This is a genomic window from Bordetella genomosp. 5 (assembly GCF_002261475.1).
Lineage (GTDB): Bacteria > Pseudomonadota > Gammaproteobacteria > Burkholderiales > Burkholderiaceae_B > Bordetella.
The window spans coordinates 201852-217339 of the sequence record NZ_NEVN01000009.1 but is presented as its reverse complement, the minus strand read 5'-3'; the positions used below and the strand labels follow the sequence as shown (position 1 = coordinate 217339).

16 protein-coding genes and 1 tRNA gene are annotated in these 15488 nt (G+C 68.0%); 7 read left to right on the top strand and 10 right to left on the bottom strand.

Going from position 1 to position 15488, the window contains the following annotated elements; all coding sequences use genetic code 11:
• Positions 1–4: 4 nt before the first annotated feature.
• Together CEK29_RS17430 and CEK29_RS17425 are read left to right on the top strand one after the other, a co-directional pair.
• Positions 5–616 (top strand): helix-turn-helix domain-containing protein, encoded by a 612-nt coding sequence (locus CEK29_RS17430; RefSeq protein ID WP_094802540.1) that lies wholly within the window; start codon positions 5–7, stop codon positions 614–616.
• 76 nt (positions 617–692) lie between these two features.
• Positions 693–769 (top strand) — tRNA-Arg (locus CEK29_RS17425).
• 88 nt (positions 770–857) lie between these two features.
• Here the strand turns inward: CEK29_RS17425 and CEK29_RS17420 are convergent.
• Positions 858–2165 (bottom strand): MFS transporter, encoded by a 1308-nt coding sequence (locus CEK29_RS17420; protein WP_094858944.1) that lies wholly within the window; start codon positions 2163–2165, stop codon positions 858–860.
• Between the two features lie 809 nt (positions 2166–2974).
• Between CEK29_RS17420 and CEK29_RS17415 the strand changes: the two genes are divergently transcribed.
• The 3 genes from CEK29_RS17415 (at position 2975) to CEK29_RS17405 (ending at position 6473) form a co-directional block, all read left to right on the top strand.
• Positions 2975–4021 (top strand): SMP-30/gluconolactonase/LRE family protein, encoded by a 1047-nt coding sequence (locus CEK29_RS17415; RefSeq protein WP_094858819.1) that lies wholly within the window; start codon positions 2975–2977, stop codon positions 4019–4021.
• 45 nt (positions 4022–4066) lie between these two features.
• The gene (locus tag CEK29_RS17410) at positions 4067–5068 is read left to right on the top strand and encodes a Bug family tripartite tricarboxylate transporter substrate binding protein (protein ID WP_094802532.1); all 1002 of its coding nucleotides are present in this window, start codon (positions 4067–4069) and stop codon (positions 5066–5068) included.
• A gap of 133 nt (positions 5069–5201) precedes the next feature.
• Positions 5202–6473 (top strand): MFS transporter, encoded by a 1272-nt coding sequence (locus CEK29_RS17405; protein WP_255176185.1) that lies wholly within the window; start codon positions 5202–5204, stop codon positions 6471–6473.
• 37 nt (positions 6474–6510) lie between these two features.
• Here CEK29_RS17405 and CEK29_RS17400 read toward each other — a convergent pair whose 3' ends face one another.
• Positions 6511–7392, bottom strand: a complete 882-nt coding sequence (locus tag CEK29_RS17400; protein WP_094858818.1) for an NAD(P)-dependent oxidoreductase — start codon at positions 7390–7392, stop codon at positions 6511–6513.
• Between the two features lie 310 nt (positions 7393–7702).
• Between CEK29_RS17400 and CEK29_RS17395 the strand changes: the two genes are divergently transcribed.
• Positions 7703–8140, top strand: a complete 438-nt coding sequence (locus CEK29_RS17395) for a type III secretion system chaperone (RefSeq protein ID WP_094858817.1) — start codon at positions 7703–7705, stop codon at positions 8138–8140.
• A 28-nt stretch (positions 8141–8168) separates the two neighbouring features.
• Here the strand turns inward: CEK29_RS17395 and CEK29_RS17390 are convergent, their stop codons facing one another.
• From CEK29_RS17390 to sctW, 8 genes are read right to left on the bottom strand one after another with little or no spacing between them, the layout of a single operon-like run.
• Positions 8169–8435, bottom strand: a complete 267-nt coding sequence (locus CEK29_RS17390) for an EscF/YscF/HrpA family type III secretion system needle major subunit (RefSeq protein ID WP_094802526.1) — start codon at positions 8433–8435, stop codon at positions 8169–8171.
• Positions 8436–8447: 12 nt separating this feature from the next.
• The gene (locus CEK29_RS23945; protein ID WP_094802524.1) at positions 8448–8729 is read right to left on the bottom strand and encodes a hypothetical protein; all 282 of its coding nucleotides are present in this window, start codon (positions 8727–8729) and stop codon (positions 8448–8450) included.
• A gap of 33 nt (positions 8730–8762) precedes the next feature.
• Positions 8763–10166 (bottom strand): type III secretion system inner membrane ring subunit SctD, encoded by a 1404-nt coding sequence (sctD, locus tag CEK29_RS17380; protein ID WP_094858816.1) that lies wholly within the window; start codon positions 10164–10166, stop codon positions 8763–8765.
• Between the two features lie 19 nt (positions 10167–10185).
• Positions 10186–12279, bottom strand: coding sequence for a type III secretion system export apparatus subunit SctV (gene sctV / locus CEK29_RS17375; RefSeq protein ID WP_094802520.1), 2094 nt, complete (start codon positions 12277–12279; stop codon positions 10186–10188).
• A gap of 5 nt (positions 12280–12284) precedes the next feature.
• Positions 12285–12650, bottom strand: coding sequence for a tetratricopeptide repeat protein (locus CEK29_RS17370; RefSeq protein ID WP_094802518.1), 366 nt, complete (start codon positions 12648–12650; stop codon positions 12285–12287).
• Positions 12647–13054 carry a hypothetical protein gene (locus tag CEK29_RS17365; RefSeq protein ID WP_094802516.1) on the bottom strand — a complete coding sequence of 136 codons (408 nt, stop codon included), beginning with the start codon at positions 13052–13054 and terminating at the stop codon, positions 12647–12649. Before CEK29_RS17365 ends, CEK29_RS17370 begins: the two co-directional genes overlap by 4 nt.
• Positions 13055–13070: 16 nt before the next feature.
• A complete protein-coding gene (locus CEK29_RS17360) occupies positions 13071–13457 on the bottom strand; it encodes a hypothetical protein (protein WP_094858815.1) in 387 nt (128 codons plus the stop codon).
• A complete protein-coding gene (gene sctW / locus CEK29_RS17355; RefSeq protein ID WP_094858814.1) occupies positions 13454–14554 on the bottom strand; it encodes a type III secretion system gatekeeper subunit SctW in 1101 nt (366 codons plus the stop codon). Before sctW ends, CEK29_RS17360 begins: the two co-directional genes overlap by 4 nt.
• Positions 14555–14750: 196 nt before the next feature.
• On the opposite strand from sctW, the gene CEK29_RS17350 reads away from it, so the two are divergent.
• Complete coding sequence (locus CEK29_RS17350; RefSeq protein WP_255176199.1) at positions 14751–15473, top strand: hypothetical protein; 723 nt, start codon at positions 14751–14753, stop codon at positions 15471–15473.
• Positions 15474–15488: the final 15 nt, after the last annotated feature.

Here is a 15488-nt window from a genome sequence, read left to right as displayed (position 1 = left end):
GGCGATGCAAGACAAACGGGAAAGCGCGCTGGCGCTGCGATTGCGGGCCTTGCGCCAGGAGCGGCGCTGGACGCTGAAGCAGGCCGCGGAGGCGAGCGGCGTGGCGGCCTCGACCCTGTCCAAGATCGAGAACGGCCTGCTGTCGCCCACCTACGACAACCTGCTCAAGATCGCGGCGGGGCTCGAGCTGGACGTGGCCGAGCTGTTCACCCCGCCCGACGAGCACATGGGCACCGGCCGCCGCAGCGTCAACCACGGCGCCGAAGGCCGGCCCTACGAAACCCCGTATTACGACCACCTGCTGCTGTGCACCGCGCTGTCGCACAAGCGGATGATGCCGTTTCGCACCCGTGTGAAGGCGCGTTCGTTCGACGAGTTCCACGACTGGAGCCGCCATCGCGGCGAGGAATTCGTGTATGTGCTCGAGGGCGAGATCGAGCTGCACACCGAGTTCTACTCGCCCGCGCGCCTGAAGGCCGGTGAATGCTTCTATATCGACAGCCGCATGGGCCATCGCGTGATCAGCCGCAGCAAGAAAGACGCGCTGGTGCTGTGGGTGTCGACCTCCGACGCCCTGGACGCCGATCCGGCGCCCACGCTGGAGCAGGCAGGGTAAAATCGCGACCGCGGATGGCGCCGGCCTCCCTGCAACGGGATCGCCTACACGTTATCATTGCGCGCTTTGCCGCATTCCGCCCTTAGCTCAGTTGGATAGAGCACTCGCCTTCTAAGCGAGCGGTCACACGTTCGAATCGTGTAGGGCGGGCCAATTCTTGCCGCGTTGGCGCGGCCTGGCCTCTTACGCCTCGGCCCGCGCACGCGTCAAAACTGCCGCGCCTCGCCGCGCAACCCCGTACTCAGCGCGCGCCTGCCGCTGCGGGCTCCATATCCGGTACCACGTCCGACAGGTCTTCGGCCTGTTCGTGTTCGCGCGCGCCCTGCACCAGGTCGTCGGTGACGCGCAGTTCCGCGCCGGTGGGCGACATCAGCGCGGCGGAGGCGAACGGGGCGACCGGGGCGGGGGCGGGGCGTTCCTTGCGGCGCCACATGAAGCTGACGGTCAGCAGCACGTTGAGCAGGACGAAGGCCCAGAAGAGGCCGGCCTCGCCGACATGCGTCATCACCGGCGAGATCATCAGCGGGCTGATGGCCGAGCCGAGCGAGTTGATCAGCAGCAGGCCCTGGATCATGCGCACCAGCGCGTCGGCCGGCGCCCGGTCGGCCGAGTGGCTGACGGCCACGGGATAGATCGCGAACACGCCGCCGCCCAGCAGGAACAGCAGCACGATGAGCAGCGGCGACGAGGCGGGGACCAGCAACAGCAGCGCGCTCAGCACCAGGCAGAACACACCCAGCGCGATCAGCACCACCTGGCGATCCTGGCGGTCCGACCAGCGGCCCACGGGATACTGCAGCACCATGGCGCCCAGGATCGTGGCGGCCATCATGCGGCCGATGTCGTCCACGTTCAGGCCCACGCGTTGCAAATACAGCGGCAACAGGGTGTAGATCGCGGCGATCGCGATACCCGATCCGAAGCAGCCGATCACGCCGGTCGGCGTGACGCGCAGCAGTTGCCGCGGCGACAGGGGTTCGACGCGTTCGACCTGGGGCGAGATGCGCGGAATGATGACCATCGGCAGCACCGAGAGCGCGGCCAGCATGCCGGCCAGCATGAACGGCGCGGCTTCGCTCCAGTCGTTGATGGCGCCGAGCTTGATCTGGCCCAGCATGCCCGAGCCGTAGAGCGCGATCATGTAGAGCGCCAGCACCTGGCCCCGGCGTTTCTGGTCGGCGGCGAGCAGCAGCCAGCTTTCCACCACGAGGAACACGCCGACCGTGGCCCAGCCATTCACGAGGCGCAGCACGGCCCAGGCCCAGGCGTCGAAATAGAGCCCCTGCAGCAGGATGGTGACGGCGATGAGCGAGGCGAAGCTGCCGTAGGCGCGGATGTGGCCGATGCGTACGATCAGGCGATCGTTGAACATCGCACCGAGGGTCAGGCCGATGAAGTAGGCGGATGACACCACGCCCACGATCGTGGCGGACTCACCCGCGGCGTCCAGCCTCAGCGTGGTGAGCGAAGACAGAAATCCGTTGCCGATGCAGACGATGAAGAGCCCGAGCAAGGGAGCGAGTGCCATGGCCAGCAATTGGCGTGACATGAAGACCTCGATGAAACAGAAGCGAAGGTGAAACAGCGCCACGCTGGCCGGAGGCCGGGCGGGGCGGGTAGGGAAACGGAAGCGCAGCCCGCGAGGGGCGTGCGCGCGATGCCGCCACGGACCGCGACGGCGCGGCGTCGCGCCGGGTCGGGTCCGGTCGTTCGCACGCGTCCGCGCGTGCGGACGCATGCCGGGTGAGGCAGGCGCGCGGTGGCATGGTGGGGGGATGAGGTCTGTGCCGTCGGGAAACGCGAAGCCGGGTCCACGGAGGCGGCGCAGTGCGCGGCGGTGGGGGCGTGTGGCGGAGAAATCCGACCGGTCAGGGGGTGCCTGCGACCTCTATCTGGCAGTGGTTTGGGGGCGAGGGCGGTTCGCGAGCGGGTCTGCGGGGGCCGGGCCTCTGGCGCCGGGAGACGGCGCGGCGGGAATTCTACCGCTAAAGCAGAACGGCCGTCCGGACCGTGCCGGCAGCCCGGTGGGAGAGGTCGATGAGTGGCCCCGCCGCCTGTTATTTTGGTCGACTTATCATACAACTTGTAATGGCCGGACTGGCAGCATACGCGCACGGCATGCGCGGAGACGGTCGTCTCCCTATTAGTCGGACTCAGCCCCGGATATTCCCTAGGTTGTGAACACGAAGCCGCCTCGCTACGATGCGCCATCTTGTACGACAACGTACAACGTGAAGGCAAAACGAAAGCATTGTGCGGCCCCAAGGGGAGTGGCCGCGCGCCCACGCCGCCACCGGCAGCCGGGCGCGATCTCGTCACGCAGCACCATCGAAAAAAAACCGACAGAAGGAGACTCCGATGGCAAATGTCCCGCCCGAGCTGGCGGGCCGGCGTCGTGTGCTGGGCGCGGCTCTCGCGCTAGGCCCGGCCCTGGCTCATGCCCAGTCGTTTTCGTTCACGCCGCAGCAACGCTATCCGGATCCTTCGGTCCGCATCCTCGACCCCTCGTTCGCGCAATACCGCATCTACAGCAGCAGCGTCGAACAACTGGCCAGCGGCTTCCGCTGGCTCGAAGGGCCGGTCTGGTTCGGCGACGGCCGCTACCTGCTGGTCTCGGACATTCCGAACGACCGCATCCTGCGCTGGGACGAGACCACCGGCAAGACGAGCGTGTTCCGCCAGCCCGCCAATTTCAGCAATGGCCTGGCGCGTGACCGCCAGGGACGGCTGCTGACCTGCGAGCACCTGACACGCCGCGTCACGCGCACCGAATACGACGGCAGCATCACCGTGCTGGCGGACAAGTTCGATGGCAAGCCGTTCAATTCGCCCAACGACATCGTGTGCCGCAGCGACGGCTCGATCTGGTTCACCGATCCGCCTTTCGGCATCGGTGGCCACTGGGAAGGCAACAAGGCCAAGCCCGAGCTGCCGCATTCGGTCTATCGCATCGATCCGGCAAGCGGCGCGGTCGACAAGGTGCTCGACGATCTCGCCGGCCCCAACGGCCTGTGCTTTTCGCCCGACGAAAAGGTGCTGTACGTGGTCGAGTCGCGGCATCAGCCCAATCGCGTCATCTGGGCCTACGACGTGGGCAGCGGCGCCAAGCTCGCGGGCAAGCGCCTGCATGTCGACGCGCAGGGCCCCGGCGCGATCGACGGCATCAAGTGCGACGAGGCCGGCAACCTGTGGTGCGGCTGGGGCAGCAACGGCTCGGCCGACGCCAAGCCGGAAGAGCTCGACGGCGTGATGGTGTTCAACCCGGCGGGCAAGGCCATCGGCCATATCCGCCTGCCCGAGCGCTGCGCCAACCTCACTTTCGGCGGCGCCAAGCGCAACCGCCTCTTCATGGCGAGCAGCCATTCGCTGTACGCCCTTTACGTGGAAACCCGCGGCGCCGTCTGAAGCAGCGCGCCGCACCTCATCGATCAATAACAGGACGGAGACGATATGGATTCGAGCAAGAGACGTTTGCTGAGCGCCGGCGCGGCGCTGTGCGTGGCACCTTGGGTGCCGGCGTGGGCCCGCGCGGCCACCGCGAACGCGGCCGATGCGGCCAAGTGGCCGACGCGCCCCGTGCGCATCATCGTGCCTTACCCGCCCGGCGGCTCGTCGGACATCATCGCGCGCCTGGTCGCGCCGCGCCTGAGCGAAGCGCTGGGCCAGACCGTCGTGGTCGAGAACAAGCCGGGCGCCAACGGCAACCTGGGCGCGGGTCTGGTCGTGCAGTCCAATGACGACGGCCATACCGTGCTGCTGTGCGACGTGGGCGCGCTGGCCATCAGCCCGTCCGTCTACACCAAGCTGTCGTTCGATCCGTCCAAGGACCTGCGCGCCGTCAGCATGCTGGCGTACTCGCCCCACGTGCTGGCCGTGCATCCCGACGTGCCGGCGCGCACCGTGCCCGAGCTGGTCGAGCTGTCGAAGAAGCAGCGCCTGAACTTCGCCGTGACGGCCATCGGCAGCGCCCCGCACCTGGCCGCCGTGGCCGTGCAGCAGGCCACCGGCGCGCAGTGGGAATACGTGCCCTACAAGGGCGGTTCGCAGGCCGTGACCGACACGATCGGCGGTCAGACGCAGATCATCATGAACGGCCTGCTCGCCACGCTGCCGCACATCAAGGCCGGCAAGCTGCGTCCGATCGCGATCTCCAAGGGCGAGCGCATGTCGCTGATCCCGGATATCCCGACCATCTCCGAACAGGGCGTGAAGGGCTTCGAGTCGGGCACCTGGCAGGGCATCATGGGTCCGCAGGCCGTGACCGATCCCATCGCCGCCAAGCTGGCCCAGCATCTGGCCAAGATCGTGAACCTGCCGGAGGTGCAGAAGCAGCTCAACGAGCAGGGCGCCGAAGTCGTGGTGCGCGACCCGGCCCAACTGGCGACGTTCTTCAACACCGAGCGCGACCGCTGGGCCAAGGTGGTCAAGACCACCGACATCCGTCTCGACTAAAGGACGCGCCGGACGTCCGGCCACCGTACGGTGGCCGCGCATCCGGTGCCGCGGCTGACCCTCCCCGGGCGTATCATCTTGGCCAGGCCGACGCGATCGGCCGCCATAAGATGACAATCCCGAGGAGACAGCCGTGGGCAGGGAAGCAGAAGGCGCCGGACAGGGCGGGCGCTGGTATTTTGGTTGGAACATCGTGGCGGCCGCCACGATTCTCACGATGTTGACCGTCGGCCTGCGCATGGGCATCGGTCCGTTCTTCCTGCCGATGGCGCACGACCTCGGCTTCAGCCGCAGCGAGCTGGCCGGCATCGTGGCCGCGGGCATGCTGGTCTACGGCCTGGCGATGCCGCTGGCCGGATATCTCGTCAGCGTGCGCGGCACGCGCTTCGTCCTGACCTGTGGCACCGTCATCGTGGTGCTGTCGCTGCTCTGGACCATCACCGCCACGTCGCTGATCGGCTTTCTGCTGGCCTTCGGTATCGGCCTGTCGGTGGGCCTCGCGTTCACCAGCCCGGTGGCGCTCACGCCGGTGCTCAGCCGCTGGTTCACCCGTCAGCGCGGCATGGCGCTCTTCTTTCTTTCCACGGGTTCGATGGCCGGCATCGCGCTGATGACGCCCACGCTCACGTTCGCGATCGAATTCATGGGCTGGCGCCCGACCTTGCTCGCCTTCGGCGTGCTGTTCGCGCTCATCACCCTGCCCACGGCGTTTCTGGTGATCCGCGATCAGGCGCCGCAACATACCGACCTGCTGCCCGAACAGATCGCCGCCGGCGGCGCGGGCGGCGTCAACCGGCCGGCCGCGCCGCTGGCGCAGGCGGGCGTGCGCGGCGCGCTGCGCACCGCGCCCTTCTGGGGCATCATGCTCGGCCTGTTCGCCTGCGGCTTCAGCATGAACCTGCTCGGCACGCACGGCATGCCCATGCTGATGGACCACGGTTTCGACGCGCACACCAGCGCGCTGGGCATCGGCCTGATCGGCTTGGTCGCGATCTTCAGCACCCTGGTGCTGGGCCGCCTGTCCGACGTGCTGCCCCGGCGCAACATCCTGGCCGTGATCTATCTGGTGCGTGGGCTGGGCTTTTTCGCGCTGGTGATGGTGGGCGCGCACTGGGAGCTTTACACGGCCGCGGCGGTGGGCGGCATCGTGTGGGCCGGCAGCATCGCGCTGTCGTCGGCAATCCTGGCCGACGTCTATGGCGTGAAGCTGGTGGGCGTGCTGTATGGCCTCACTTATCTCGGCCATCAGGTCGGCGGCACGCTGAGCTCCTGGCTCGGCGGCTGGGCCTTCGACGTGTTCGGCACGCACTGGATCGCGTTCGGCATGGCGGGCGCGCTGCTGGTGGCGGCCGCGTTGATCTCGCTGCGGCTGCCCGAGCGCGGCACCGTGCTGGCGCGCGCATGAACGACCGGGGCGGCGCGCTGCCGCCCCGTTGTGTGGATCAGTGCGCGGGGCGCTCGGTCAGCAGGCTGACGAGCTCCGGCACGTAGCGATCCGGACCGCCCTGTTCGACCGCCTGCTCGAACGTGCCGAGCACGGCCGCGCCGATGTCGCGCACCGCGCCCGTCTCGGCGGCCATGGTGTTGTAGTAGTCGAGATCCTTGCGGGCGTTCGACATGAAGAAGCGCAGCGACGACGTGTCCTGCGACAGCAGATAGGGCTTGAGGCGTTCGAGCGCCACGCCACCGCCGCCGCCCTTGGTCAGCACTTCGGCGAACACGGCCGGATCGATGTCGGCACGCCCGGCGCAGGCCGCGGCCTCCGAAATCAGCGCGATCAGTCCGAGCGACACATAGTTGTGCAGCAGCTTCATGCGGTGGCCGGCGCCGACCGGGCCGGCGTGCGTGATGTTCTCGGCGAACGCCGACAAGAGCGGCTTGCATTCCTCGAACAGCGCCGCGTCTGCGCCGACCAGCAGATTGAGCCGGCCTTCCGCCGCCTCTTTGGGCGTGCGGGTCATGGGCGCATCGAGGAATCGGCCACCGCGCGCCTGCACGGCGTCGGCGACCTTGAGCGTGGACGAGGGAATCGCGGTCGAGCAATCGATCACGACCGTGCCCGGGCGCAGCCCTTCGAGCACGCCGCCGGGCCCGAGCAGGACGGCCTCGACCTGCGGGCTGCCGGTCACGCAGAGGATGATGACGTCGGATCGGGCCGCCAGCGTCGCGCCGTCGGTGCAGGTGGTCGCGCCACCTGCCAGCAGATCGGCGATGGGCTGATTGCCCGGGTGTTCCAGCACGGTCAGCTTGTGGCCGTGCTTGACGAGATTGCTGGCAATTCCGTGGCCCATGAGGCCGATGCCTGCCATTCCGACTGTCGTCATCTTCCACTGCTCCTGCCCAGGGTGGGCTTATTGGTTTGATTGCGGTGCCTGTGCACCGCCGTCGATCTTACCGACCCTGGCGTGGCCCGATGGCGTGAGCGCCTACGGGATTACACGGATATGGAGGCGCGATCTTTGCAATTTCTTGACCTCACTTCGCGCTAGTCCTGTCAAAATTGCGCAAGATTCCTCAAAAATATGTATCGGTTGCATCCAGCGCTGGGGAGTTCGCACCCAGGCGGGGTAATATCGCACCCTGTTTCCGTCTGGCCGGTTCCCTCTCGGAACGGCCTAAGCCACGTCCAATCCCATGCCTGATCCGACCTTCGCGCGGATAGTCTCCGAATTTGGCTCCAGCCTCGGCATGGGCGGTCTGCAACCGTCGGCCGAAGGGGTGTGCCAGCTCGTGTTCGACGGGCGGCATGTGTTGCGCCTCATCAGCATGGGCGCGCGTGGACAGGTGCTGCTCTCGTGCCTGCTGGGTCCGTCCAGTGCGGATGCGGCGCAGACCGAATTGATGGCGAAAGCCAATTTCATGCAGGCCGGCCGGGGCGCGGTGCTGTGCGTCGGCCCCGACGGCAAACCGCATATCCAGCTGGCGCTGCCGTATGTCGAGTGCGCGCCCAGCGCGCTGATGGCCGCGGTCGAAGCCCTGCTCGACCAGGCCGACCGCTGGAACGAACGGCTCGCGCGCGAGGCCGCACCGGCGTCGCGCATGCCGGCGCCGATGTTCTTCCAGTCGGTATGAGCACGCGGCCGTCGCGGCCGCGCACGCATCAGCTGGATTTCTGAATCACACCCTTGAGCGAGTCGGCCACCTGCTTGGTGATCGTGCTCTGGATATCGATCATCATCGTCCACTGTTGCACCTGCTGCTGCATCGCCAGCAGGTCGGCCTGATTGACCGTGCCGTCGGCGTTGGTGCCGAGCGTGGACAGGGTGGAACGCAGCTGGGTTTCCTGGCTGCGGATGCCCTGATAGAGCGTGTCGTTGATCGTGTTGAAGTTCAGGCCGGACGAACCGGACAGACCGCTGATGGCCATGGCGTGCGCTCCTTAGCGAGGCGAAAAAGAGGGGAAAGCGTTGGCGGGCGCGCTGGCGTCGCCGCCGCGCTCCGGGGACAGGGGGTAGTCGGCGAGCACGGCGGTCGCGGCGTCGGCCGCCGCGGCCACGGCGCTGTAGGCGGCGAAGTCGGCGCGTGACAGGCCGGCGTCGAGCTCGGCGCGCAGGCGCCTGGCCAGGCCCTGGGTGCGCGCCATCATCGCATCGCGCTGCACGGCGCCATCGGGCGCGGCAAGACGGGATTCGAGATCGGTGAGGGCGGTGTGCGAGCTCATGCTGGCGGTTCTCCGGCGGGGTTCGGCGGCACGCTAACGTACCACGATGGCGGGCCTGGGCCCTTCAAAAATAATGCGCTTGGGTTCGATCGCGGTGAGGCGGTATTGACGGTAGGTGCCGCCCACCAGCAGCTTGCTGCCGTCGCCCAGCACGATGAACGGCTGCGGGCCGCCCACGATGCTGCGGATGTCGAACGGCACCGAGTCGGCGAACTGGCGCTCGCCCGGTCCGGCCAGGGCGACCACACCCAGGTGCGTGGTGTTGAAGCGCGCCATCACGGTCTGCAGCAAGGCCATCTGGTCGTCGTCCAGGCCGGCCGCGGCCGCTTCGAGCCGGTCGCCTTGCCAGGCCAGGCCGATGCCGCTCAGGCCGGCGTCGACCAGCTCCTTCGAAAACGCCTGCGCGACATCCGGGGCGAGCCGGATGTCGTTGCCGAGCACCGTCATGCCCGGCAGCTGCGCGCGCACCGCGTCGAGCGCGCTGGCGCGTTCGCGGGCGCTGCCGGCGATGCCCTGCACGCTGAGCCGGCCGTCGCCGTCGTAGCGCGGCGCGTAGCGCACGCTGAATCCGCGCAGCGCATTGGCGGCGGTCTGCAGGGCTTCGTCTTCGGCGCTGACCTGCAAGGCCGGCATGGGCCAGATCTGGGTCATCGCGGCGGCCACGCGTTCCTGTTCGGCGCGATTGCGCACCCAGCCCGACACGCGCACGGTGCCGTCGCGCGACATGGCCACATGCAGCCTCGAGGCCAGGCCGAGCCGTTCGATCGCGGCGGATATCTGGCTCATCGACTGCTCGGCCGCGAGCCGCGGGTCCGGACGGGGCGGCGCCTTGGGCTCGGCGGGCAGCCACCAGGCCATGGCGATCGCCACGAGAATGGTCAGCACGACCGCGCCGATGCCGACCCACATGGGCCAGGTTTCGCGGTTGCGCGGGGCGGCGGCCGGCAGCGGCGGGCGCGGCGCGGCGGGGCCGGTTCGTGCCGCGGCGGCCGAGGCAGCGGCGGCCGATGCAGTGGCGGCCGAGGCCGACGCGCCCTCCTGGGCGGCGCCCTCCAGCGCGGCCCCGTCCTGGGCGGTCCCGGTCGACACCGCACCCACGAGCGACGATCCGTCCGCATCGTTGGCCGCCGCGGGCAGCACGGCCCAGGGATCGGCGCGGCGGGCCACGGTGATCCACAGCGGGCCCAGCGGCAGCGGCTGGTTGAACGGTGTGTCGGGTTCGGCCGGCGTGCCCATGGCGTCCTGCGCCTGCATGGACCAACCCCGCGCGCCCAGACGCAGCCGTGCGGCCTGCGGGGCCACCCCGGCGTCGGCCAGCACGATGTCGCAATCCGGATCGGCGCCCAGCACCGCGCCATCGCGCGCGTCGCAGCGCGCATCCCGGTGCAGGCCGGAGAGCACGCGCAGTTCCAGCATGTCGTTCGGATTCGCGCTCATGGGAGGGGGGCTCCGGGTCTCACAGGTCCACCCGCGCGAGCGGCTGCACGTTGATTTCCTGCGTCAGCTCCTGATAGGAGAGAACGGGCAGGTCGTACAGATCCTGTTCGATCATCTTGCGCAGGTAGCGGCGGATGTCCATCGACGTGAGCAGCACGGGCTTGCGCGCCGCGGCCGTCAGGTCGCCGACCGTGCGCTTGATGTTTTCGAGCAGGCGCTTGGACACGTTCGGGTCCAGCGCGAGATAGCTGCCGGCGGACGTCTGGCGGATCGCGCCGCGCACGGTTTCTTCGACATTCGGGGCGAGCAGGTAGGCGGGCAGGATGTTCTGACCGCTGGAATACTTGTAGCTGATGTGCCGCTTGAGCGAGACGCGCACGTATTCGGTCAGCAGCACCGAGTCTTTTTCTTTCTGGCCCCACTCGATCAGGGCTTCCAGCACGGCCCGCAGATTGCGCACCGAGATGTCTTCGGACACCAGGCGCTGCATGATCTCGGCCACCTTCTGCACCGGCATCACGCGCAGCGCTTCCTTGACCAGATCGGGATAGCGGTCTTCCATCGCGGAGAGCAGGAATCGCGTCTCCTGGATGCCGATGAAGTCCGACGAATACTTCTTGAGCACGAAGGCCAGGTGCCAGGTGAGGATCTGGTGCGCATCGAGATACGGGATGCCGGCGGCCGCGAGCGTCGGCACCTGTTCGACGGCCACCCACAGCGTCGGCACGTCCGGCAGGAAACGCTTGTCGGGGTCGAACGCCACCTGCAGGGCCTGGAGATTCTGCTCGCTGTCGCGCGCCAGGACATGCCCCGGGCGCAGCCGGCCCTGCGACACGGGCACCTCCGACAGCAGGATGTTGTAGGTCTGCTCGGGCAGCACTTCGTTGAAACGCAGCTGGATGCCGGGGAACGGCACGCCGAGGTCGAAGTAGAGCGCGCGCCGGATCTTGAGCAACTCTTCGTTCAGCTCGTCGGGATTGAAGTGGCGTTGCAGGCCCGCCGCCACGTCGATCATGAGCGGCAGGGTGGGCGCGAACTCCGCGCTGCCGTCGTTGCGGGGCTTGCTCACGGCGGGTTGGCCGTCGGCGGCCAGCGCCGGGATCTCGGTGATCTCGCCCGTCTTTTCGTCCACCACCTTGCGCGAGCCGCGGATCAGCACGAAGCCGATGGTGCCGACCACGGCGGCGAGCGCCAGGAAGGTGAAGGTGGGCATGCCGGGGATCAGGCCCATGCCCACGGCGATCGCGGCCGCGATGAGCAGCGCGCGCGGCTGAGCCAGCACCTGATTGCCGATGTCCTTGCCCACGTTGGAGGGGCCGTCGCCGGTCTGCACTCGGGTCACGATGATGCCGGCGCAGATGGCGATGAACAGCGCCGGGATCTGCGAGATCAGGCCGTCGCCGATCGACAGGATCGAGTACACCTGCACGGCCTCGCCGGCGCTCAGGCCGCGCTGCATCGTGCCGATCAGCATGCCGCCGAGCAGGTTCACCGCGACGATGATGAGGCCGGCGATCGCGTCGCCCTTCACGAATTTCATGGCGCCGTCCATCGCGCCATAAAGTTGGCTTTCTTTCTCGACGATGTTGCGGCGGCGGCGCGCCTCGTCCATGTCGATGGTGCCGGCGCGCAGGTCGGCGTCGATCGACATCTGCTTGCCCGGCATGGCGTCGAGCGAGAACCGCGCCGCCACTTCGGCCACGCGCTCCGCGCCTTTGGTGATCACGACGAACTGCACGATGGTCAGGATCAGGAACACGACCAGGCCAACGACGAGATTGCCGCCGACCACGAAGTTGCCGAAGGTCTCGATGATGTGGCCGGCGTCGCCCTGCAGCAGGATCAGGCGGGTCGTGGCGATCGAGATGCCGAGCCGGAACAGCGTCGTGACCAGCAGTACCGACGGAAACGACGAGAACGCCAGCGGCGACGGCAGGTACATGGCGACCATCAGCAGGACGGCCGAGATCGTCATGTTGGCGCCGATCAGCACGTCCACCAGGGTCGTGGGCAGAGGCAGGATCATCATGAAGATGATCGAGACGATCAGGATCGCCAGGACGATGTCGTTGCGGCTGGTCGCGAGGGCGACAATGCGATTGAGGGCGTGCATCAGGGTCAGGCGGTAACGGGTGTGGGGGTGGTCGCGCCGCGCAGCGCCACATAGGCGCGCATCGCCGCGCCCGCTTCCTGCGGACGCTCCAGCACGGTCAGCACCTGGGCGCGCACCAGATGAAAGGCGCCGTCGATGGCGCCGCTCATGGCCACGCGCTCGAGAGTGGCCTGTGCATCGGCGGGCTTGCCGGCGCGCAGTTGCGCCAGCGCCAGCGCCACGCGCTGACGCGGCTGGGCCAGGCCCAGGGTGTCGAGCGCCGCCAGCAGCACCGCCGCCTTCTCGGGGCGGTTGTTCTCCATATAGATGCTGGCGAGCAGGCTCAGCATCTCGGCGTGCGTGTCGTTCAGGGCGGAAGCGATGGCGGTCATCCTTGGTACAGAGCGCTGCGATACATGCCGACGAGGTCGCGCAGACCCGATTCCTCGCGCAGCAGGCGCACGGCGCGGTTCAGCGTGCGGGCGGCGTCGTCGCCCTGCGCGGCGGCCTGGTCGGCCGCCTCCGACAGCAGGGTCTGGGTTTCGCCCAGCAGCTGTGCGAAGCGGGCCGGCATCAGCAGGTCGCGATGGTTGAGCGCCGGCCGCAGCGCCTGGTCGAGGCTGCGGTCCATGCCCGGTTTGTCGAGCAGCGCTTCGAGCTGCGGCCGCATGCCGTCGGCCGCCGGCGTGAGGTCCTGACGGTCGGGCAGATGCGCGTTGCCGCTGTCGCGGCCGGCGTAGCTGATGCCTTCGATGCCGCGATCGAGCGCGAAGCCGCCGATTCTCAAGTCGTTCATGGTCGGTGTCCGCCTGTCAGTAGGCCGAGTCGCGCACGGCGTCGAGCCAGCGGTTCAGATAGTCGACGCCGGCGTGCAGTCCGGCCGGCGCCACGGCGTCTTCGTCGTAGCGGGTCAGGGCGAGCAGCCAATGCCGGTGCCCCTGATTGCGCAGCGCCACCTGGACCGGCCAGCCTTCATGGCGGGTGTGGTGGGCCCGCTTGAAGGCGCGCAGCAGCAGCGCACCGGCGTCGTACTCGACCGGGGCCGCCACGTACACGGCCAGGCCGCCGGTGGTGCGTTCGATGCCCACGCGTCGGCCAGATTCCGCCTGCAGGGCGAGCGACCCGCGCTCGTCGAGCGCCAGCGGGCCGAAGCCCCATTCCTGACCCAGCGCGGCGAGGGCCTGATCGGCGTTGTTCATGCGTCTTCCTCGTCGATGGCCACGTCCAGGGCTTGCTGAGCGGCACTCAGAATGCTGTGACGCACATCGGCGTCGGGAAAAATCTGGGTCGGCAGGTCTTTGACCATGCTCTTCACGCCGGCCAGAAACACCACGCGTGCTTCGACCGCGGTGACGTTCTGCTGGCTGGCCAGCGCGGTGAAGCGCGAGTCGCTCACCCAGCGCTCGCCGGTGATGCCGATCAGGTCGCGCATCAGGCGAGGGGCATCCAGGCCGGTGCCGTGGCGGGACGACAGGCGGGCGCCGAGGTCGGCGCAGCCATGGAGCACGGTGGCCGCCACTTCGAGGTGATAGAGGTCGCTGACCAGCACCTGCAGCCGGCCGGTGTCGGTGGACGGCCGGGCGGCGGCGAGATCGTGGCCGAGCGCGGCGATCAGCTGCTTGAGGCCGCGGCCCAGATCGGCGTCGCCGAAGCGCTCGAGCGCCAGGGCCAGCGTCTTGGACAGCGTGGTCTCACCCAGCACCACGTCGCGGTAGGTCTGCTGGAAGCGCGCCACGCCGGCCGGGTCGGCCGCGAACTGGCCGGCGCTCTTCAGGGCATTCAGCCCCGCCCGGATTTCCGGGCCGCGTTCGATTTCCAGATCGGCCAGCGCGTCGCGGATCGCTTCCAGTGCCGCGGGGTCCGCGCCCTGGCGTTCTCCCTCGCGCAACGCGTACTGCAGGCCGAGATACTGCTGCGATACGTCCCCAAATGCCTGGGCGGCGCCCTGGCGGGGCGAGGCCTGGCCGGACAGCAGCTTTTTGGTCAGCTCAACCAGCTTTTCATGGGCATCGGCGTCGTGCGTGTCGTCGAGGAACTCGACGATCTCCTGCGTATCGAGCAACTGCAGGGGCCGGTCGGACTTCACCTTGCGCTCGGCGTGGTGCTTGTCCTCGGTCTTCTCGGCCATGTGCAGGCTGAGCTCTTCGGCGCCATCGGCCAGCGAGACCTCGCCGGCCAGCGTCACGGTCTTTTCGCCCAGCATCATGCCCGCCTGCTGGCGCGCCGAGGCGGCGTCTCCGTGAGCGGTGGTGGCGTTGAACCCGTGGTTCGGCAGTCCGGCGTCGATTCGATTCATGGTTTTCGTCTGGGCGGCCCGCCGGACCCGGGGGACGCCGGCAGGTGCCAGTGCGTAGTAACCGCGGCCGGGCTTTGGTTCCATCGCATGCGCAAAATTATTTTGACGCGGGCGGTGGAACCAAACGCCGCGGCGCCGTTACGAACGGGGCATGCGCCAGGCGAGGGTCCGGCGCACTTTCCCGAGGAAGAAACCCATGAGCATCAATGGCATCAATACCGCCGGCATCCAGTCCATCGACCTGTCCTCCATGGACCTGGAAACCGCGCTGATGCAGGTGCAGCAGCAGCGTACCCAGCTGCTGGACTCGACGCTGCGCAGCCAGATGGACGCGGTCAATCAGCGCAATCAGGACATCGCCGGGCTCAACGAGAAGAGCGCCGCCCTGCGCAATGCCAACACGGACATGGAATCGGCCAACGTCGACATGACGGCCAAGATCGCCGAGTACAAGGATCTGGCCGACCGCCTGGCGGCCAGCAAGTGCCCGGATCCCAACGGCTGGTACGGCCTGTCGTTCGGCCAGGGCGACAACGGCGATCTGTCGTTCAAGACGCTGGACCAGATCAAGGCGGCCGGCCTGGACATCCCGGGCGGCGACAACGCGCCGCGCAACGTCGACGGCAACCACACCATGGATGCCAAGGGCTGGGTGGTGCAGAGCTTCATCGACCAGCTGGGCGCGAAGATCGCCGGCATGGAAGAGAGCATCAAGACAAATACCGCCACGATCAAGACAAATAACGACGCGATCGCCGACAACAAGAACGCCATCGACAGCCTGAGCAACTCCCAGCAGATGGACATGCTGCGTCTGCAAAGCCTGAGCAACAAGCGCAACGAGGCCTTCGACGTGATGACCAATTTCATCAAGAAGATGCAGGACAACCGCAGTTCGATCGTCGGAAACATGCGCTGACGGGGTATCGGCTGC